Genomic DNA, 18,979 nt, shown 5'->3' with positions numbered 1-18,979 from the left:
CGAGGCAGCCAGAAGCCATGATCCCCATCTCCTATAACCTCCGTAGCCTCGCCGTGCGCCGGACCACCACGATAGGAAGCGCGATCGGCCTCGGCCTCGTGGTGTTCGTCTTCGCCTCCTCGATGATGCTCGCGAACAGCATTCGGCGCACCCTGGGCCGCTCGGCGCGAGACGACGTGGCGATGGTGCTCCGCAAGGGGTCCCGCTCCGAGCTGCCGAGCGGTATCGAGGAGCAGAAGGTCGCTGCCGTCCTGAGCAGCCCCGAGGTCGCGAAGCGCCCGGACAACACGCCCGATGGTGTAGGAGAGGCGGTCGCGGTCATCCTCCTCGGGAAGCTGGGCGCCGAGGGAATTTCCAACGTGCAGGTCCGCGGGGTGCCGGACGACGCGCTGGCCTTCCGCTCCACCGCGAAGATCGTCGAGGGGAGGCCGGCGCAGCCGGGCACCGACGAGGTCATCGTCGGGAAGGCCATCGCCGGGCGCTTCCAGGGGCTCCGCGTGGGCGACACCTTCGACTTGCGGAAGAACCGACCGGTCAGGGTGGTCGGCGTCTTCGAGGACGGTGGCTCCTCGTACGAATCCGAGGTCTGGGCCGATCTGCACACGGTGAGCGCAGCGTTCGGCAAACAGGGTACCGTCTCCTCGATCCGGGTCAGGCTGATCTCGGCCAACACGCTCGACTCCTTCGCCGCCAACATCGGTCAGGACCGGCAGCTCGGCCTCGTGGTGATGCGCGAAAGCGAGTACTACGAGAAGCAGTCGGAGGTGACGAGCCTCTTCGTCACTGCCATGGGCACGCTGATCGCGGTGCTCACATCGCTCGGCGCGATCATCGGCGCGATCATCACGATGTACGCGTCGGTCGCCAACAGACAGAGGGAGATCGGCACGCTGCGAGCGCTCGGCTTCTCCCGGCGGAGCATCCTTCTCTCGTTCCTGATCGAGTCGAGCCTGCTCGCGCTGCTGGGTGGGCTGTTAGGGGTCGTCGCCTCCCTGTCGATGGGCTTCGTGCGGTTCTCGATCGTGAACTTCGCCACGTTCGCGGAGATCGTATTCACGGCCGAGCCGACGCTCGGGATCCTCGTGCGCTCGCTGCTCCTGTCCGTCGGAATGGGGCTCCTCGGAGGCCTCTTCCCGGCGGTGCGGGCGGCGCGGATGAGCCCGATCGAGGCGATGAGAGGCTGACCGGAGCGCGACCCTATCGCCGGCGGCCTGGTCTGCATTTCCATCAAGCCCGAGAAGAAGTGGGACCATGCCAGCATCCGGCTCGGTCTCCTCGAGAGTCACGGATTGGACACGATGGACGTAACACGATGCTCGATGCTCGATGCTCGATAGCCTCGGCGGCGAGCCGCTTCGCGACGAGCTGGCCTCCGCGCATGCGCGCTACGGCGAGGTGCTCGGGCGCCAATGAAGCGGTTGACACGGGCGAGAGTTCTCGTATCCTGTACGCTGCCGCCATGGAAGCCATCACCATTCCCGAGAGACCCAAAAATCCAACGCCTCTCGCTGCTCGCATCGGCATGCGCATCGTGGCTTCCCCGTTTTCGAAGGTCCTCGGGACGGCGCTCGATAGAGTCCTGGGCGCCAAGGAGATCGAGTCGGATCGAAGCGCGGTCGCTCGCACTGCGACGCTGACGCCGCGCGCGCTCGCAGCCCTCTTCTCCAACCGCATCTGCGCCATTCACATCCCGCAGTTCGTGAGCAGAGAAGCGTGCGACACGCTCTCGAACAATATCTTGAAACAGGATCTCGTGAACTGGAATGTCCGCGATCCCAAAAAGGTATACAAGAAGAGCGACGTCGACACCCTCGGAGTGCCGTTCAACGTGGCAGCTCGCAGCCAGGAGGAATGGACGGATTATTTTACATCCGCCGTATCTGGCCCTGAGGTGATGCGCGCGCTTGCGGCACCGCATCCATTTCCGATCGATTCGTTCCGCGATCTGATCAACAAGCATTGGAAGCACGGCCTCAAGCTGAAGGAGTACAAAGGGCATCCAATGAGGCCCTCGCTCATCCGCGTGATGCACGACAACGCCGAAATGCGGGAGCGTCCGCTCAACTGCCACGCTGACAGCGCACCTCTGCTGAGCAGTCAACAGGGCGTTTTTTCGGTCAATATCTACCTCAAGAAGCCCACGAGAGGCGGCGACCTCTATATCTGGAATCCTCGCCTCTCGCTGGTGAGGCATTGGAGTCTCATCAGCAATTTCTTCCTGGCGCCTAGCTACATGGACGAGGAGCTGCAAACCTACGTCCAGGGGCTCCTTCCTCCTCCCATCCGTCTGAGTATCGAAGCTGGCGATCTTGTGATGCTCAATACGGGGCGACCGCATGCGGTGACGACGATGCAGGGCGGCCCTCGGGTTTCGATCCAGGCGTTCCTCAAGTACAAGCGGCAAAGCCCGGTCCTGATGTGGGCGTGACCCGCTCAGCGCTCCTGCCCGACGCTCGCGCATGCCGAGCCCGCGGTGCAGGTCGAGCCGCCCCCGTTCCTTTCGAAGCAGCGGCTCCTCTGGCGACCTCTGCCGATCTCGCCATCAAGGACCTCGGTCGAGGCGCGGCGGCGCGGCGGGCCGATACTCCGCCGCGCCGCCTCAGCCGCCGAGCCCTCCCGGCCGCGCGCTCGCGAAGATGGCGATGTTCCGCGGCGTCACCTCGGGCGCGAAGACGACGGCCGCCTCCACCTCATGGCCCCGCTCGCCGAGGGCCATCGCCCGGTCCAGCGCGACCGCGACCTCCGTCAGCCGGGCCAGGAGGTACCGCGGCAGCGTGAGCCGGCGCATCCGCCCGAACGCCGCCCGCGCCGCCGCCTCGCGCGCGTGGAGCTCGGCCTCGGTCGCCGGGGCCAGGCCCCGCAGCGCGAGCGCCCGCGCCGCGAGCTCGCGCAGCCCGCCGTGCGCGCGCCGCCGGTTGATCCCGCGCATCTCCTCGCCCTGGGCCACCTCGAGCCCGCGGCCCCGGAGCAGCGAGAGCAGCGCATGCCGCCGCTCGCGCGCGGCGAGCTCCTCGTCCAGGCTCGCCTCGACCCCGGCGCGGCGCGCCGTGAGGTTGGTGAGGCCGAGCGCCTCGCGCCGCAGGACGAGCCCCGCCGCCCTGCCCGCGGCCGAGAGCGGGGCGCGGGCCGGCGCGCCGATCTTCTGCAGGCAGCACGAGACGAGCGCGAGATCGCAGGGCGCCTCCGCCGCCGCCACCACCATGCGGTCCCCGAGCTCCCCGCAGGCGTGCAGGCCGACGGACAGGTCGTCCGGGGCGAACGCGAGCGCCTCCTCGCAGGCGTCGAACGCGACGAAGCGCGCCCGGCCCCCCGCGGCCAGCGCGGAGGCGGTCGCGACGCGATCGGGCTCGCGCTCCAGGCCGACAGCGTCGCGCTCGAAGCGCGCGGCGGCCAGGCGGGTGAAGTGCCCGTGCCCCGCGCCCACGTCCACGAGCCGGCGGGCGCGAGCGGCCATCGGCGCCACGGCGCCGAGCAGGGCCTCGAGCTGGAGCCGCTTGCGCGCGGGCACCGCCTTGAGCTCGTCGAGGGACGCCGGCGCCAGCGGCTGGACCGGCCGCCGCGGCAACCTCGCGGCCTCGTCCGCGGCGCGCGCGAGGGCCTTCAGGCTCGGCGGCGCGCCGTCGAGCCCGTCGATGCACGGCGCGAGCCCCTCGGCCTCGCAGCGGGCGAGATCCCCGTCGGCGAGCGAGAGGAGGAACCCCGTCCAGCCCCGCGCCTCGCACCAGGCCGGCGGCGCGCCCTCGTCGACGCGCGCCTCGACGATGTCGAGCGCCGGCACGAGCACCTCGAGGGCGCGCTCGAGGCGCTGGGCGACGGACGGAGGCCGTGTCGACGGGAGCATGCGGGGCCGGAGCAGGGAGCAGCACTACCGGATCGGCGCGGCGCACGGAAGGCGGCCTGATCGCTGGCGGCGCTCGCGGGCGGCGCGCTGGCCGGCGGGGGGCTTGCGGCCGGGCACCCCCGCTCCATGAGAGGCCCATGGATAACCAGAACAAGAAGGGCACCGAGGGCAAGGACCAGCAGCACGTCGACGAGCGCACGCAGCGGCGCGCGGGCGAGGCGCAGCACGGCGGCAAGAGCTCGCAGGAGAGCGCCGAGGCGTACCAGAAGGGCGAGAACCCCGGCGGGACGCACCAGGGCGGCGACACCGAGGGCGCCGTGGGCGCGACGCACGGCCACGGCGATCTCGGCGGCAAAGGCGCCACCGGCGGCGACGAGGGCGAGGGCCGGCCGAACCCCTACGAGGACATCGGCGTGAAGAAGGGGCGGGACTGACCCCCGATCCTTCCGTGCTCCGGCCCAGGGAAGAGGGCGCGCATGGTAGCGTACTCAAGACATCATGCGGCTGCTCGCCTTCGCGCTCCTCTCCCTCTGGACGTGCGGTTGCGCTCCGGCGCTCTCCACCTTCCAGCCAGCCCACGTGGCCGACAAGGGCCATGTGCAGGCCGAGCTCGGGCTCGACGTCTCGGTCCCGACCGGCGCGATCGCGTCGGTCGTGGACGCCGGCGTCGTGCTGGCGAACATCGCGGAGTCGCGGGAGCTGACGGAGGGCGAGCGGCAAACGCTCTTCGAGGCGGGCGGCGCGCTCGCCCTGAACCCGCCGTCGGTCACGCCGCACATCGGGGTCGGCTACACGGCGCTCGACCGCTGGGAGCTCAACCTCCGTTACACCGGCAGCGCGTTTCGCCTGGGCACCCGGTATCAGCTCCTGAAGCGCGACAAGCACGGCGTCGACCTGACGGCCGGCGCCGGGGTCGGGCGCTACGTGATCGATCTGCCTGTCGGGAGCATCCTTGGCCTGGTCGAGCTCGAGGACTTCACGCGATGGCAGATCGATCTGCCGATCCAGATCGGGACGGCGGGCACATGGTACCGGGTCTGGGGCGGCCCTCGGCTCATGTTCACGACGTTCGACACAGCGCTCGTCGTGGATCTGCCCGCCTTCACCGGCTACCCGGGCGAGCGCGAGCTCGCGTCGTTCTCCGGCACCGGGCTCTACGTGGGCGGCCAGGCGGGCGTCGCCCTCGGCTACAAGCACGTGTTCCTCGGCTTCGAGCTGACGCTCGCGGAGATCTTCTCGAGCGGTGAGCTCGCCGTGCTCGGAGAGCGGGCGGTCGCCGTCGATCTCGACAGCTTCATCATCTACCCGTCGATAGGGCTGATGCTCGAGTTCTAGCGCGGTCTCCGGCCGCGCCTGGGCGAACGCTCCGGCTCGGGAGGCCGCCGGCGTCGACGCGCGGCGCCGGGCGCGACCGCCAGCGCGATACGACACCTTCTCGCTCCCGAAAAGCCGACGAAACCGGCGCCGCGAGACAATGGCGGGGCCCCGCGGCGGCTCGCGCCGCAGGGTGGTGCTCTCACCCCCGGAGGCATTCCACGTGGTGACCCCAGCCGATCTCGCCATCAAGGATCTCGGCCCCTGCCGGTACCCCTCGCCCGTCGCCGAGAAGCTCGGCGAGAAGGCCACGGTGTACGTCGGGGAGGCCGACAAGGTGCTGTTCGACGATCGCCTGTCCACCGTCCTCGCGGGCGCCTCCGGCCCGCGGCCGCCGGCGTTCGAGCTGGCCGGGCCGCGCAACCGCGTCTTCTGGGATCCGCGGGAGATGCGCGCCGGCATCGTGACGTGCGGCGGCCTGTGCCCCGGCGTGAACAACGTCATCCGCGGGCTCGTGCTCACGCTCGCGCACAGCTACGGCGTCCAGCACGTCTTCGGCTTTCGTTACGGCTACGAGGGGCTGGCCGCGCGCTTCGGGCATGCCCCGATGCGCCTCGACCCCCCCAATGTCGAGGAGATCCACCGCATGGGCGGCACCGTCCTCGGCACCTCCCGCGGCAACCAGGACCCGCACCAGATGGTGGACACGCTCGAGTCCCTCGGCATCAACGTGCTCTTCGTCGTCGGCGGAGACGGCACCATCCGCGGCGCGATGTCGCTCGTCAGGGCCATCGAGGAGCGCCGCCTGCCGATCGGCGTCATCGGCGTGCCCAAGACCATCGACAACGACATCCACTTCATCGACCGCAGCTTCGGCTTCGAGAGCGCCTTTGCCGCCGCCGTGGACGTCATCCGCAGCGCGCACGTGGAGGCCTCGGGGGCGAAGAACGGCATCGGCCTGGTCAAGCTGATGGGCCGGCACTCGGGCTTCATCGCCTGCACGGCGGCGCTCGCGTCGGCGGACGTCGACGTGGTCCTCATCCCCGAGGTCCGCGCCGAGCTCGACGGCCCGTGCGGGCTGCTCGCGCACCTCGAGCGGCGGCTGGCCCGCCACGGCAACGCCGTCGTCGTCGTGGCCGAGGGAGCCCTGCAGGAGCACTGCTCCCCGAGCGCGGAGCCGATGGCGACCGACCTCAGCGGCAACGTCAAGCTGAAGGACATCGGCCTCGTCCTGCGGGATCGCATCAACGCGTATTTCCGGGCGCGCGGGGTCGAGGCGACGCTGAAGTACCTCGACCCGAGCTATCATATCCGCAGCGTCCCGGCGTCCCCGTCGGACAGCGTGTATTGCTGGAACATGGCCCGGAACGCGGCCCACGCCGCGATGGCGGGCAACACCGAGATGCTCATCGGCCGGTGGCACGGCCGCTTCGTCCACGTGCCCATGTCGCTCGCGGTCCGCATGCGCAAGCAGGTGGAGCCGACGGACGACCTGTGGATGGCCGTCGTGGAGGCCACGGGACAGCCGCTCTCGTTCTCCTAGCCCGGTCCCCCGGCCGCGCGGGAGGGCGCGCGCCGCCCCCGGCGGAAGCACGCCCGGCGCCCCGCTGCGCGCCGTCACGCGGACCGCGCCGCGCGCGCCGCGATGAGCACCCCGATGCCGTCCAGCACGCAGCGCAGACCGAACTCCAGCCCGTCGCCCTCGGGCGGCCCGAAGGCGCCCGAGGACATGGCCTCTCTCACCGCCGGGTAGCGGTCGCCGTGCTTCTGCACGAGCTCCACCAGGAAGGCCCCCCACGCCTCGTCCGTCACGCCGCCCTGTTGCCGCCGGGACCTCTCCACCGCGTGGTGCGCCGCGGTCCGGACGTGGCCGAGGACGACGAGGAACGCGTCGAGCCGCTCCCCCGGGGCGAGGCCGGTTCCGGAGAGCGCGCCGAGCGCCGAATCCAGCCAGCCCAGCTCGTTCGGCCCCATGAGCCGGGGGTGTCCGGTGGCTCCCAGCGCCCAGGGGTGCCGGTGGAAGGCCGCCCACACATGCCGGGCCCACGCCTCGATCTTCGGCCGCCACCCGCCTGCCACGCCGTCCAGGGCCGGCGGCTCACCGATCGCCGTGTCGATCATGAGGTCGACCAGCTCGGCCTTGCCCGGCACGTAGCGGTACAGCGCCATCGTCGTGAAGCCGAACTCGCTCGCGACCCGCTGCATCGAGACGGCCGCGAGCCCCTCGGCGTCCGCGATCCCGATCGCGGCCCGCACGATGCGCTCGACGCTGAGGCCAGGCTTGGGCCCGCGGCTCGGCCGCTCCCGCTCCCCCCAGAGCAGCTCGGCGCTGCGCGCCCCGTCCCCGGGCGGGGCGTCGCCGTTCGCTTCCCTCCCCGCCCCCGCGCGCGCGACCGCCGCGCGGTCCCGCGGTCTTCCCTGACGCCTCTTGACGGCCATCCCGGAACTGCTTATCCCATAAACTAAATGGTATACGACATAAACAGTTTGCCCTTCGGGGCGGCGACCGAGACGGCGATCGAGGCGGCGACATGATCCCCGCCCTCCTGGCCGGCGTGGCCGGTCTCCTCGCAGCGCCGGCGCTCGGCGGGCTGGCCTACCGCGCGGCGCGCCAGCGCCGGATCGCCAGGGCGCTGGAGATCCACGCCCCGAACGGGATCGTCGAGGACCGGTTCGTCCGGATCGGCGGCATCGACCAGTGGATCGGGATCCGGGGCGAGGACCGGGACAACCCGGTGCTGCTCGTGCTGCACGGCGGCCCGGGCTCGCCGTACTCGATGTTCACGCCGATCCTCCGGCCGTGGGAGCGGCACTTCACGGTGGTCCAGTGGGACCGGCGCGGCGTGGGCAAGACCCTGGGACGCAACGGCAAGGCGGGCAGCGGGGAGATGACCTTCGGCCGCATGGTCGACGACGGGATCGAGGTCGCCGAGCTCCTGCGCGCGCACCTCGGGCAGGACAGGGTGGTCCTGCTGGCCAGCTCGATGGGCACGCTGGTGGGCGTGCCCATGGTCCAGCGCCGGCCCGACCTGTTCTCGGCCTATGTCGGCACTGACCAGAACGTGAACATGGCGCGCAGCGAGGTCCTTTCCTACGAGCTGACGCTCGCGCGGCTGCGCGCGGCGGGCAACGCCGGGGGAGTCGCGGCGCTCGAGGCGATCGGCGCCGATCCGTCGCGCTGGGATGTGCGCGGCTGGAACGCGAAGCAGCGGTGGGTCATGAGGACCGATCCGATGGTGCGCGACCTGGACCGGAGGCTGTTGCTCCCGCTGATCCTCTCCTCGCCGACCTACACGCTCCGCGACATCGTTCACGTCGTCGCCGGCCTCGAGTTCGCCGCGGCCCGGCTGTTCGACGAGTCCATGACCTTCGACGCCCGGCGGCTGGGCACCCGCTTCGAGGTGCCGTTCTTCCTCTTCCAGGGCGAGGCCGACGTGTACACCATGACCTCGCTCGCCGAGGAGTACTTCGCCGAGGTCGAGGCGCCGCACAAGGCGTTCGCGCTCATCAGGGACGCAGGGCACTTCGCCGCGTTCACCCGGCCGGAGCAGTTCCTCACCGAGCTGCTCACCCACGTGCGCCCGCTGGTCACCGCGGCGGCCGCGCCAGGCCAGCAGTACGCGCGGGCGGACAATCCGCTGTAGAGCTCCGTCTCCGACACTCCCCGTGCCATGATGGCCGCCATGAACACCTCGTCGCTCTCGCGCTCGCTCGCGCTCGTCACCCTCTCCTGCCTCGCCAGCTGTCACAACGAAGCCCCGGCGCAGGCCCCGGCGCAGTCCACGCCCACCGCGGTCACGTCCGCGACCCCGACGGACCCAGGGACCGCCGCCGGAGACGGCAGCGGCGCCGCGTCCGGTCCCCGGTGCGAGACGGACGCCGACTGCGTCGTGTCGTGCGCCCGCACCGAGGACTGCTGCGACCAGCTCTGCCCGCCGTGCGACCAGGCGTTCCACCGCGACGCGCTCGCGGCGCTCCAGCAGTGGCGCGCCCAGAGCTGCGCCGCCGTGAGCTGCCCCGTCGCGAAGTGCATGGCGCCGAAGGAGGACTCGGTCGCCCGCTGCGCGTCGGGGCAGTGCCTCGTCCAGCGCGTCCCGCGCGCCCCCGAGCAGTGAGCCGCCCGCGCGGGGTGGAAGCCGCCCCGCGGTGAAACCCGGGCGACCTCGCCTGGGCGCAGCTCACGCTGCGTTTTGCCACACGCCGCAACCGCGCCACACCGGTCGAGCTCGACGGGCGCTCGGCGCCGCGCGACCAGGAACAAACCACCTCTGCAGCACGCCCATCGCCGGGCTCGCCCACCCTGGCCCTGTGTTTGCAACACCTGAATCCCGGCAGAAAGATTCACGATCCCGGCGGCGCGCCTGCTCCAGCCCACGGCTGGAACCCGTATTGAACGACGGATCAGCTCTCGCCGAGATCGCCGCGGGAGGTCCCTTGGGCATCGAGATCCAGCAAGATCATTTCAAGACCGTGGATTACGGCCTGTTCAAAGCGCGCCTCCAGCAGAACCTCACGGCCCTGGAGATGGTGCTCAGCAGGCCGGGGTTCGGCCTGGGGGACACGACGATCGGCACCGAGCTCGAGTTGTTCCTCGTCGACCGCGAGGCGCGCCCCGTGCCGCTCGGGCCGGAGATCGCCCGCGCGGCGGCGAGCCCGATGATCACACCGGAGATGGGCGCGTTCGACATCGAGCTCAGCACGCAGGCGGTGCCGCTCGCCGGCCGGCCGTTCTCCGCCCTGCGCGAGCAGATGCGCGCGACCGCCGCGTCGATCCGCCAGCGCGCCGAGGCGCGGGGCGCGCGCGTGGTCCCGGTCAGCATCCTGCCGACCTTCCGCCGGCAGGACTTCAGCCCCGCGACGATCACGAACCTGCCCCGCTACCGCGCGCTCGCCGCGGGGCTCTGCCGGCTGCGCAAGGCGCCGTTCCATATCCGCATCGACGGCGCCGAGCCGCTGGAGCTGATGTCGGACGACCCCGCGATGGAGGCGGCGAACACCGCCTTTCAAGTCCACCTCCGGGCGAACCCCGACGAGTTCGCGCGGCTGTTCAACGCGGCCATGATGATGACGGCGCCCGTGCTCGCGGCGTCCGGCAACTCTCCCATCTTCCTCGGTCACCGGCTGTGGCACGAGACGCGGGTCGCCGTGTTCAAGCAGGCCGGCGACGACCGCCCGCCGGACCCGGACACCGACTGGAAGAAGCCGGCCCGCATCGGCTTCGGCACCGGCTGGGTGCGCGAGGGCGCGGCGGAGCTGTTCATGGAGAGCGTCGCGCTGCACGAGCCCATCCTCCCCGTGTGCAGCGACGAGGACGACCTCGCCTGCGCGCGGGCCGGCGGCGTGCCCCAGCTCCACGAGCTCCGCCTGCACCACGGCACGGTCTGGAACTGGAACCGACCGGTGTACGACCCGGCCGGCGGCGGCCACCTGCGGATCGAGCTGCGCGCCTTGCCGTCCGGCCCCACCCTCGACGACATGCTCGCGAACGGGAGCTTCCTCCTCGGGGGCATCCTCGCCCTCGCGCCCTCCGTCACGGAGCTCCTGCCTTCGTTCCCCTTCAGCCTCGCCGCCAGGAACTTCTACCACGCCGCGCAGTACGGCCTCGACGCCGAGCTGGTCTGGCCGACGGGGCCGGGGGCCGCGCCGAAGGGCATCCGCGCGCGCGATCTCCTCCTGTCGCTGCTGCCGCAGGTCGAGGAAGGGCTCGCGACCGCGGGCGTTGACGCGGCAGAGGCGCGCCGGTTCCTGGAGGTCTTCGAGCGGCGTGTCGCGAAGGGCGTCACCGGGGCCGTATGGCAGCTCCGCGCGCTGGAGGCGATGGAGGCGCGCGGCGCGCCGCGAGAAGAGGCGCTCAGGATGATGCTGGAGCGGTACATGGCCGAGGTCGACTCCGGAAAACCCGTGCACGCCTGGACGATCCCCGGCGTCGCCGCGACGTGAGGGCGTCATGACGTGGAACGCGACAACGGCCCTCGCGGAGCAGCTCGACAGAGGGCTCTCCGCGCCGGGAGCGATCGACGCGGCGCGGTTCGCGTCGTTCCTCGAGGTCCAGAAGAAGCTCGGGCTCGTGCACGGCGCGCGCGCGCTGTGCCGCCACCTGCGGCCCTACCTCATCTCGGAGCAGGACTACGCCGCTGTCGCCCGCGCCGCCGAGCGGATCGCCGCCGCGCTCGAGCGCGTCGCGCGGCGCGCCCTCACCGACGCTGCCCTGGCCGAGGAGCTGGGGCTCTCCGCGGACGAGCGCGCCCTCGCGGCCGTGGATCCCGGCGGGGGGCCGTTCCTCACGGTCGGGCGCCTCGACATGATGGTGACCGAGGGCGGCTTTCAATTCATCGAGCTCAACGCCGACTCTCCGGCGGGCATCACCGATCAGCTCCTCGTCGAGCAGACGCTGATGGAGCTGCCCCACATGGCGCCTTTGCGCGGCCGGGCGGGCCTGCGCACGCCCGCGCCGCACCGCGGGCTGATCCGCGCCCTGCTCGAGGGGTACGCCGCGTGGGGCGGGCGCGCGCCGCGGCCCACGATAGCCATCGTCGACTGGGCCACCGTCGACACGTCGGCCGAGTTCAAGGTGCTGTCCGCCCTGCTCTCGGCCGACGGGCACCGGACGCGGATCCTCGATCCGGACGAGCTCGAGTACGACGGGGCCCGCCTCTCCGCCGGCGGGGAGCCGATCGACCTCGTCTACCGGCGGGTGATCTCGCAGGAGCTCATCGAGCGGCGCGGCGTCGATCATCCCCTGGTCCGCGCCTACCGCGACCGCGCGGCGTACGTGGCGAACTCGCTCCGCACGAAGCCGCTCAACAAGAAGGCCGCCTTCGCGGTCCTCAGCGATCCTGCGTTCTCTGGCCTCTTCTCGCCCGAGCAGCGGGCCGCCATCGCAGCGCACATCCCCTGGACGCGCCGGGTGAGGCCAGGCCGGACCGCGTGGAAGGGCCGCGAGGTGGATCTCGTCGAGCTCATCCTCGGCGAGCAGGAGAGCTTCGTGCTGAAGCCGAACGACGAGTACGGCGGCAAGGGCGTGCTGCTCGGGTGGCAGACGCCCCCCGCCGCGTGGAGGGAGGCTGTCCGCGGCGCCGGCGAGCAGCTCGCGATCGTGCAGGAGCGCAGCCGCTCGCGCACCGCGCGCATGCCGACGTTCCGCGACGGGATCGTGCAGGAGGAGGTCTATTTCGACCTGTGCCCCTTCGTCTTCGCTGGCCGCATGGAGGGCGCGATGGTGCGGCTGTCGGCCTCCGCGGTGAGCAACGTCTCCGCGGGCGGCGGGGTCACCGGGCTCTTGATCGTTGACGATGCGCGCGCGCCGCGGGAGGATACACGCCATGTGTGAGCTCCTTGGCATGGTCTCGAACGTGCCGACGGACATCGTGTTCTCGTTCACGGGGCTCGCGCTGCGCGGGGGGCAGACAGGCCCGCACGCCGACGGCTGGGGCGTCTCGCTGTACGACGGGCTGTTCGCGCGGACGTTCCTCGAGCCTCACCCGGCCTTCTCGAGCCCCCTCGCCCGGTTCATCCGCGAGAACCCGATCCACACGGCGCTCTCCATCGCCCACGTGCGCAAGATGACGCGCGGTGGAGCGGCCATGAAGAACACGCATCCTTTCATGCGGGTGCTCCACCGGCGACACATCGTGTTCGCGCACAACGGCACCCTGCCCACGGTCAGGGATCGAAAGCTCCACATCGAGACGCCCATCGGTGACACCGACAGCGAGCATGCCTTCTGCGTCATCCTCGAGGAGCTCCGGAGCGCCTATGGCGCGCAGTACCCGACCGACGGGCGGGAGCTGGGGAAGACGCTGTACGAGCTCGGGAACGAGCTCGGCAGCGATGGAGTCTTCAACTTCCTCTTCGCGGACGGCGAGCACCTCTTCGCCCGTTGCGGCGACAACCTCTCCTGCATCATCCGCCACGCCCCCTTCGGCGAGGCGACCCTCGTGGACGCGGACCTCAAGGTGAACTTCAACGACGTCCACGGCATGGGCCCCGACGCGCGCATGGCCGTCGTGGCCACCGAGCCGCTCACGCGCGACGAGCTCTGGAGCAAGGCGACCCCCGGCACGCTGTGGGTCTTCCGCGCGGGCGAGCTCCTGGCGACGTTCGCCGACGCCTCCGCGCGCGGCTCGCTCGCCGAGCAGGGCATCGCCGAGCAGGGCCAGCCCTGCTGAGCTGCGCTGGCCGGAGAGGGGCCGTCTCCGCGGCGCCGGCCGGCGGCTCGCTTCAGCTGCGCGGCCGGACGAAGAGGCTCCGGAAGAAGTCGCCGATCGTGTGCTCCTTGTAGTCGCGGAACTCGCCGGCGTCGAAGTAGACGCCGCCGCACACGCTACAGGTCTCGTACCAGATGTGCGCCTGCTGCGGGTCGACCATGCGCACCATCGGCGTCGTGCAGCGCGGACACGGCACCTTCCGGATCTCGTTGTTCTTCCGCCCCACCGCGGGATCGCCCGTGTCGATCTGCTGGGAGCCCTCCATCGCCTTGAGCGACTCCTTCTCGCGGCTGTCGAACCAGATGCCGCCGCAGGCGGTGCATCGGTCGACGTCGATCCCGCCGTAGGTGATGATCTCCATCGAGGCGGTGCATTTCGGGCAGTTCACGTAGGGCTCCAGCGCGGCCGGCGCCGCGATCTGGGGCGAGGCTACCAGAGGAGCCGGATGCCGTGAAGGGCGGAGCGGCCGGCGGCGCAGCTCATGCGTAGGACTCCGGCGCGAGCCGCACCTTCTGGATGAGCTGCGGATCGTGGCCGAGGAGGAGCTCCGCGCCGCGCTCTCGCGCGATCTGCTTGAGCCGGCGGATGCTGGCGAGCGCGGCCTCGTCGTCGACGCTCTCGCCGGGGAGCACCTCGTCGGTGAAGTTCTCCGCGAGGTCGCCCGCGTCGCCCACGAGCACGAGGCTGCCGGTCTCCTCCAGCGCGACGACCACCGACTGGTGGCCGGGCGTGTGGCCGCGCGTCAGCACGACCTCGAGGCCGGGCATCGCCTCCCAGTCGCCCTCGACGAGGTCCCAGCGCAGGTCGGGCAGGTCGTAGTCGCGCTCGAACCAGGCGGGCCCGTGGTCCGGGCTGAACGCGTACGCGTGCTCCGCCCGCTGCACCGAGATGCGCGCGTGGCGGAACATCCCGAGGTTCCCCGCGTGGTCGAGGTGCATGTGCGTCAGGATGACGTGACGCACGTCCTCTGGCCCCACCCCGATCTGCTCGAGCTGGTGGGCGAGCTCGTGCTCGGGGAGGATGACCGGCGGGCGGATCCCGCGCTTCGTGTAGTGCTCCTCGCGCAGCGCTGGGTCGTGGACGAGCGCGCTGTTCAGCCCCGCGTCGACGAGCACGTGCCCCCGCGCCGTCTCGAGCAGGTAAGCCGAGACCGGCTCGGCGAGGATGAAGCGCCCCCCGCGGTCGCGCGTCGAGACCGTCTTCTCCAGGATCTCGAAGCCGCAGAGCAGCACATGGAGCCTGGAGACTTCGGTGCTCATCGCGCGGCCTCTCCTCGTCTCCTCGTCTCCTCGTCTCCTCATCTCCTCATCTCTGATTCCGGCGGAGCTACGCCGCGGGGTGTGCCAGATTCGAGTACTTCGTGCAAAAGAACATGTACACGCCGTAGGCGCACAGGCCGGCCGCGACGAGCACGAGCAGCGCCGTCCCGAAGGGCGACTCGGCGACGGTCGAGAGCGCCTCGCGGACCCCCTTCGACTGGCCGGGATCGTGGGCGATCCCGGCCTTGATCAGCGCCACGCCGATGATGCTGAAGACGACGCCGCGGGAGACGAGCCCGACGCGCGCCATGCGGAACACCCAGGTGCGCTCGGGCGGGCTCATGGCCTGCGTGCTGAGGTCCCTCGCGAAGCGCGACTTCATCGCCTTGCGGAACTGCTGGACGGCGACGCCGATCACCACGAGCCCCGCGATGCCGACCAGGACGCCCCCGAACGGCTGCTCCATCAGCTTGCCGACCCAGGTGCGCGACCCGTCGCCCCCGCCGCTGCTGCGGCCGAGCGCGAGCTGGAACGCGGTGAGCGCGAGCCCCGCCGAGATGACGCCGCTCACGGCCCAGCCAACGCGCTCGGCCGTGCCCTTCGCGTCCTTGCCGACGTGGCCCGGGTCCTTGAGGGCGAGGACCTCGCGCCACAGCGCGTACCCGAGGAGGCCGATCCCCACGATGAACAGCAGCGCTTGCCCGAAGGGTTGCTCGCCGAGGACCCCGACCGCCTCGCGCCCGCCGGCCGTCCGCCCGCCGCCGCCGAAGGCAGCCTGGAGCGACAGCGCGCCGATGAGCACGTAGACGAGGCCCTTGGCAGCAAACCCGAACCTGGCCAGGGTGCGCACCCAGCCGTTGTTTTCAGGCTGAGTGAACATTTCTCTCTGTACCGGAATTCCCATGGTTTTCAGCTCTCCTGGGAACTCGCTTGTGCAGCGGACATGCCACCGATCGAGCGCGGCGCATCGGGCGCATCGGGCGCATGGCGCGGCTCGAGCGCTCGAGGTCTGGGGCGCGCCGCCACGCCTCGCCTCAAGACTGCCTCACCGGCGGGCGCCGCGCGTCGGCCGCGGCGCGAGGCAGCGCCGATCGCCTCGTCGCTGAGGGTCAGTGGCGCGCACGTCCGAAGGCCAGCAGACAGCCTGTCATCGACCGCGCGCCGCGGAGCGTCAGTTCGAGCTCGACTTCGTGCTCGTCCTGTCCTTCACGATCTGCTGCAGCTGCTCGAAGTACCGGCTGTCGCGGCGGATGGCGATGCCGAAATCCAGCGTCCCGAGCTTCTTCTTGGAGTAGCTGACGTAACGGGACATCTCGGGGTGGGCCTCGAGGTCCTGGGTCATCTTCACGTAATGGGGGTGTGGCATGTAGATGAGATCGGGCTTGTAGGCCTCGAAGAACCTGTCCGCCGAGAACGGCTCGAGCGCGAAGCGCCGGTCGTTGAGGCCAGCCATGTCGAGGATCGTCTTGTCGAGGTTCATCGCGCCGAGCATCCCGACCTCGGTCGTGGCGATGACGAGGTCGTCGGGGAGCGTCGAGACGCGATCGATCGCGAACCAGTACTTCTGCGGTCCCGAGGTGCTGCCGTGCTTGACGACGTCGAAGTGTCCGAGCCGGTTCGCCGCGACGGCGCCCGCGAGGTCCTTGCCGGCCGTGGCGAGCGGCGTGGAGAGGTGCAGCCAGAGGATCGCCAGCGCGGCGACGGCGGCGACGGGCAGGGCGGCCGGCGCGGGCTGGCCGAGGGAGTCGGAGAGCGTCCGCGCGAGCCGGACGGCGCTCCGGCAAGCGAGGTAGATGAGGCCTGGCAGCGGCGCGTAATAGAACCTCTGCGAAAACCCCATGATCGGGACGACGAACAGCCACGAGTAGGCGAGGCACACGAGCGTCGCGGCGAGGACCCCCCTGTCGAACGCCGAGGAGGCTGCCCACCACGCCGCCCACCACGCCCGACGACCTGTCCTCTGCCCCTCCTCCGCGGGCGTGACGGGGGCCGCCTGACGCGCGCCGAGGCCCACGAGCACGTCGAGCGCGATGACGGCGAAGAGCGGCCAGAAGAAGTCGAGCCAGTCGAGGAGATCGATGGTCGGCCGGCCGCGGTAGGCGCGGAGGATCCCTGATCCGTAGAGGTTCGTCGACTTGGCGTAGAAGGGGAGCGGGACGGGCGAGCCGAAGTACAGCCTGGCGGCACCGAGATGAAGGGCGAGGATGCCCGCCGTCGCGGCGAGGGCAGCGAGCCCGAAGCGCCGGCGGGCCCGGTCGCGCTCGAGCGCGACGAGCGCGAGCGGGACGAGGACGGCGTACGCCGTGAGCTCCGGCCGCACCGAGAAGGCGAGCCCGCCGAAGGCGCCGAGCGCCGCCCCGCCGGCGACCCGGGCCTCGCCGAGCACCCGCTGCGCGAGGAGCAGGTACGCGGTGAGGAAGCAGAGGCCGAACGAAGTGTCCATGCCGCTCACGAAGTGGTCGGTCAGCGTCGAGCGGGCGACGCAGAACGCGACGAGGGCGAAGCAGGACAGGCGCGCGCCCTTGCCGTCGCCGGCCGCGCGCAGGACGAGCAGGACGAGCAGGACGAGCAGCACCGGGCCGCAGACGAAGCTCTGCAGCATCGCGGCGAGGCTCGTGTTGCCGCCGGTGATGAGGTGGAACGGCACGGCGGCGACGACGAAGGCGAGCGAGGTGAGCCCGTAGGCCGGCGGCCCCTGCGGGTTCCACGAGATACCGTGCCCGGCGACGATGTTGTGCGCGTAGCGCTGGAACATGTACGCGTCGTCCCAGAGCGTGCTCACGTCGAAGTGCGCCGCCGTCTTGCAGGCCATCAGCGCGAGGCAGAGCGCCATCGTGATCCAGAAGCAGGCCGAGGCGAGCCTGCGCACCGCCGCACGCGGCGGCGAGGGGAGGCGCTCCACCAGGTCTGCTGCCGCGCCCTGCCCTGCCGCTGAGTCGGCGGAGAGCTCGGCTCGTTCGCCCCCGGGCAACGTGGTTTCCAGATGCGCTGTCATCGTGCCAGGAGCGCCTGTCCCGCTCCTCCGTGGAGCGCGCGGCGCGCGGCCACCCGCGTCGCCTCGGGCTCGTCCCAGCCATCGGCGGGCAGGTGCTCGCCGTGGGCCCAGAGGACCGCTGTCGCCGGAAGGTTCGCGCCACCGAGGCGAGCCGCGTACGGAGGCTCGAGGCGCTCGGATCCCTCACGCGGCTCGACGCGCTGCGCCGTCCGCGTGCGCCACTTCGTCAGAGGCAGCATGCGGCGAACATAGCCACAACCGCAGCGCGCCGTACATCTGGAACCGGCGTGGTAAAGCTGCGCAGCCGAGGTCCCCGGGGGCGGGGCCGTCTGGAGCCCAGCACCGCCCCGTCGAGGGTCGCCTCGTGCTTCCGTTCCGCGAGCCGCTGGGTCCCGCTGCGCGGGCGCCTTCGCCGGCCTGGCGGCATCGGAACGGGGCAGCCGTGAGCGAGCCTATCGCAGGCCCCGGCGGAGGGTGCCCTTCGCGCGGGGTGACGAGCCCCCTCCGCGGGGGCCGGCCGCCTCGGATCCCCGGTAGAACTCCGAAAACCCCGAGTTTTCCAGGCTCGGAGCACAAACGAAAAAAGCCCGCATGACGTTCGCCATGCAGGCTTTAGAATCTTGAAGCGTCGTCTCGCTGCGACACGCTGCTCACACCCGAGCTCCGGGCGCGATGCTCGTCACGTTCCATGGAGTATGGTCAAGCCGCACGACCTATTAGTACCGGTTAGCTCCTCCGATTGCTCGGCTTCCACACCCGGCCTATCAACCTCGTGGTCTACGAGGGGTCTTTAGGGGCCTTGCGGCCCGGGACACCTAGTCTTGAGGCCGGCTTCCCGCTTAGATGCTTTCAGCGGTTATCCGTTCCGTACATGGCTACCCGGCTATGCCCTTGGCAGGACAACCGGAGCACCAGAGGTACGTCCACCCAGGTCCTCTCGTACTATGGGCAGCTCCTCTCAAGTGTCCTACGCCCACGGCAGATAGGGACCAAACTGTCTCACGACGTTTTAAACCCAGCTCGCGTACCGCTTTAATCGGCGAACAGCCGAACCCTTGGGACCTGCTCCAGCCCCAGGATGCGATGGGCCGACATCGAGGTGCCAAACCGCGCCGCCGATATGAACTCTCAGGCGCGATCAGCCTGTTATCCCCAGAGTACCTTTTATCCGATGAGCGATGGCCCTTCCATACAGAACCACCGGATCACTAACGCCTGCTTTCGCACCTGTTCGACCTGTCGGTCTCACAGTTAAGCTCCCTTGTGCGTTTGCACTCTACGCCTGGTTTCCAATCAGGCTGAGGGAACCTTCGCACGCCTCCGTTACTTTTTAGGAGGCGACCGCCCCAGTCAAACTGCCCAC

At 70.7% G+C, this 18,979-nt stretch carries 17 protein-coding genes and 1 rRNA gene (1 of these 18 cut by a window edge); 10 read left to right on the top strand and 8 right to left on the bottom strand.

Annotated features, from left to right (window positions below):
• Positions 1 to 17 precede the first annotated feature (17 nt).
• Entirely contained in the window at positions 18 to 1,184 is a 1,167-nt protein-coding gene (locus tag WME89_RS13490; RefSeq protein ID WP_438009584.1) for an ABC transporter permease, read from the top strand.
• Between the two features lie 275 nt (positions 1,185 to 1,459).
• Positions 1,460 to 2,428: a hypothetical protein gene (locus tag WME89_RS13485; RefSeq protein ID WP_438009583.1), complete on the top strand. Its 969-nt coding sequence runs from the start codon at positions 1,460 to 1,462 to the stop codon at positions 2,426 to 2,428.
• 171 nt (positions 2,429 to 2,599) lie between these two features.
• On the opposite strand, the gene WME89_RS13480 is transcribed toward WME89_RS13485, so the two are convergent.
• The gene (locus WME89_RS13480; protein ID WP_438009582.1) at positions 2,600 to 3,841 is read right to left on the bottom strand and encodes a methyltransferase; all 1,242 of its coding nucleotides are present in this window, start codon (positions 3,839 to 3,841) and stop codon (positions 2,600 to 2,602) included.
• 137 nt (positions 3,842 to 3,978) lie between these two features.
• On the opposite strand from WME89_RS13480, the gene WME89_RS13475 reads away from it, so the two are divergent.
• The 3 genes from WME89_RS13475 (at position 3,979) to WME89_RS13465 (ending at position 6,698) form a co-directional block, all read left to right on the top strand.
• Positions 3,979 to 4,275 (top strand): hypothetical protein, encoded by a 297-nt coding sequence (locus WME89_RS13475; protein ID WP_438009581.1) that lies wholly within the window; start codon positions 3,979 to 3,981, stop codon positions 4,273 to 4,275.
• A 64-nt stretch (positions 4,276 to 4,339) separates the two neighbouring features.
• Positions 4,340 to 5,176 (top strand): hypothetical protein, encoded by an 837-nt coding sequence (locus WME89_RS13470; protein ID WP_438009580.1) that lies wholly within the window; start codon positions 4,340 to 4,342, stop codon positions 5,174 to 5,176.
• Positions 5,177 to 5,378: 202 nt separating this feature from the next.
• Positions 5,379 to 6,698: an ATP-dependent 6-phosphofructokinase gene (locus WME89_RS13465; protein ID WP_438009579.1), complete on the top strand. Its 1,320-nt coding sequence runs from the start codon at positions 5,379 to 5,381 to the stop codon at positions 6,696 to 6,698.
• A 74-nt stretch (positions 6,699 to 6,772) separates the two neighbouring features.
• Here the strand turns inward: WME89_RS13465 and WME89_RS13460 are convergent, their stop codons facing one another.
• Positions 6,773 to 7,594 (bottom strand): TetR/AcrR family transcriptional regulator, encoded by an 822-nt coding sequence (locus tag WME89_RS13460; RefSeq protein ID WP_438009578.1) that lies wholly within the window; start codon positions 7,592 to 7,594, stop codon positions 6,773 to 6,775.
• Positions 7,595 to 7,686: 92 nt separating this feature from the next.
• Between WME89_RS13460 and WME89_RS13455 the strand changes: the two genes are divergently transcribed.
• The 5 genes from WME89_RS13455 (at position 7,687) to WME89_RS13435 (ending at position 13,323) form a co-directional block, all read left to right on the top strand.
• Positions 7,687 to 8,799, top strand: a complete 1,113-nt coding sequence (locus tag WME89_RS13455) for an alpha/beta fold hydrolase (protein WP_438009577.1) — start codon at positions 7,687 to 7,689, stop codon at positions 8,797 to 8,799.
• Positions 8,800 to 8,838: 39 nt separating this feature from the next.
• Complete coding sequence (locus WME89_RS13450) at positions 8,839 to 9,270, top strand: hypothetical protein (protein WP_438009576.1); 432 nt, start codon at positions 8,839 to 8,841, stop codon at positions 9,268 to 9,270.
• Positions 9,271 to 9,589: 319 nt separating this feature from the next.
• Complete coding sequence (locus tag WME89_RS13445; RefSeq protein ID WP_438009575.1) at positions 9,590 to 11,095, top strand: hypothetical protein; 1,506 nt, start codon at positions 9,590 to 9,592, stop codon at positions 11,093 to 11,095.
• Between the two features lie 7 nt (positions 11,096 to 11,102).
• Positions 11,103 to 12,485 carry a hypothetical protein gene (locus WME89_RS13440; protein WP_438009574.1) on the top strand — a complete coding sequence of 461 codons (1,383 nt, stop codon included), beginning with the start codon at positions 11,103 to 11,105 and terminating at the stop codon, positions 12,483 to 12,485.
• Positions 12,478 to 13,323, top strand: a complete 846-nt coding sequence (locus tag WME89_RS13435) for a class II glutamine amidotransferase (protein WP_438009573.1) — start codon at positions 12,478 to 12,480, stop codon at positions 13,321 to 13,323. Before WME89_RS13440 ends, WME89_RS13435 begins: the two co-directional genes overlap by 8 nt.
• A gap of 52 nt (positions 13,324 to 13,375) precedes the next feature.
• On the opposite strand, the gene WME89_RS13430 is transcribed toward WME89_RS13435, so the two are convergent.
• From WME89_RS13430 to WME89_RS13405, 6 genes are all read right to left on the bottom strand, one after another.
• Positions 13,376 to 13,750, bottom strand: coding sequence for a zf-TFIIB domain-containing protein (locus WME89_RS13430; RefSeq protein WP_437667120.1), 375 nt, complete (start codon positions 13,748 to 13,750; stop codon positions 13,376 to 13,378).
• Between the two features lie 91 nt (positions 13,751 to 13,841).
• Positions 13,842 to 14,621: an N-acyl homoserine lactonase family protein gene (locus WME89_RS13425; RefSeq protein ID WP_438009572.1), complete on the bottom strand. Its 780-nt coding sequence runs from the start codon at positions 14,619 to 14,621 to the stop codon at positions 13,842 to 13,844.
• 67 nt (positions 14,622 to 14,688) lie between these two features.
• The gene (locus WME89_RS13420; RefSeq protein ID WP_438009571.1) at positions 14,689 to 15,501 is read right to left on the bottom strand and encodes a DUF1206 domain-containing protein; all 813 of its coding nucleotides are present in this window, start codon (positions 15,499 to 15,501) and stop codon (positions 14,689 to 14,691) included.
• Between the two features lie 291 nt (positions 15,502 to 15,792).
• Positions 15,793 to 17,616: a hypothetical protein gene (locus WME89_RS13415; RefSeq protein ID WP_438009570.1), complete on the bottom strand. Its 1,824-nt coding sequence runs from the start codon at positions 17,614 to 17,616 to the stop codon at positions 15,793 to 15,795.
• Positions 17,613 to 17,855 (bottom strand): hypothetical protein, encoded by a 243-nt coding sequence (locus WME89_RS13410; protein ID WP_438009569.1) that lies wholly within the window; start codon positions 17,853 to 17,855, stop codon positions 17,613 to 17,615. The genes WME89_RS13415 and WME89_RS13410 overlap by 4 nt, the downstream gene beginning before the upstream one ends.
• Positions 17,856 to 18,311: 456 nt before the next feature.
• A 23S ribosomal RNA gene (locus tag WME89_RS13405) occupies positions 18,312 to 18,979 on the bottom strand; it runs 2,341 nt beyond the window's last position.

This window comes from Sorangium sp. So ce321, assembly GCF_051530195.1.
Taxonomy (GTDB): Bacteria; Myxococcota_A; Polyangia; order Polyangiales; family Polyangiaceae; genus Sorangium.
The sequence above is the reverse complement of the archived record's forward strand: the minus strand, read 5'-3'. Positions and strand labels throughout refer to the sequence as shown.

Coding starts and splice junctions, on each gene's coding strand:
- WME89_RS13480 (WP_438009582.1), bottom strand. CDS start 3,841: ATGCTCCCGTCGACACGGCCTCCGTCCGTCGCCCAGCGCCTCGAGCGC.
- WME89_RS13450 (WP_438009576.1), top strand. CDS start 8,839: ATGAACACCTCGTCGCTCTCGCGCTCGCTCGCGCTCGTCACCCTCTCC.
- WME89_RS13420 (WP_438009571.1), bottom strand. CDS start 15,501: ATGTTCACTCAGCCTGAAAACAACGGCTGGGTGCGCACCCTGGCCAGG.
- WME89_RS13440 (WP_438009574.1), top strand. CDS start 11,103: ATGACGTGGAACGCGACAACGGCCCTCGCGGAGCAGCTCGACAGAGGG.
- WME89_RS13455 (WP_438009577.1), top strand. CDS start 7,687: ATGATCCCCGCCCTCCTGGCCGGCGTGGCCGGTCTCCTCGCAGCGCCG.
- WME89_RS13410 (WP_438009569.1), bottom strand. CDS start 17,855: ATGCTGCCTCTGACGAAGTGGCGCACGCGGACGGCGCAGCGCGTCGAG.
- WME89_RS13485 (WP_438009583.1), top strand. CDS start 1,460: ATGGAAGCCATCACCATTCCCGAGAGACCCAAAAATCCAACGCCTCTC.
- WME89_RS13460 (WP_438009578.1), bottom strand. CDS start 7,594: ATGGCCGTCAAGAGGCGTCAGGGAAGACCGCGGGACCGCGCGGCGGTC.
- WME89_RS13475 (WP_438009581.1), top strand. CDS start 3,979: ATGGATAACCAGAACAAGAAGGGCACCGAGGGCAAGGACCAGCAGCAC.
- WME89_RS13415 (WP_438009570.1), bottom strand. CDS start 17,616: ATGACAGCGCATCTGGAAACCACGTTGCCCGGGGGCGAACGAGCCGAG.
- WME89_RS13490 (WP_438009584.1), top strand. CDS start 18: ATGATCCCCATCTCCTATAACCTCCGTAGCCTCGCCGTGCGCCGGACC.
- WME89_RS13425 (WP_438009572.1), bottom strand. CDS start 14,621: ATGAGCACCGAAGTCTCCAGGCTCCATGTGCTGCTCTGCGGCTTCGAG.
- WME89_RS13435 (WP_438009573.1), top strand. CDS start 12,478: ATGTGTGAGCTCCTTGGCATGGTCTCGAACGTGCCGACGGACATCGTG.
- WME89_RS13470 (WP_438009580.1), top strand. CDS start 4,340: ATGCGGCTGCTCGCCTTCGCGCTCCTCTCCCTCTGGACGTGCGGTTGC.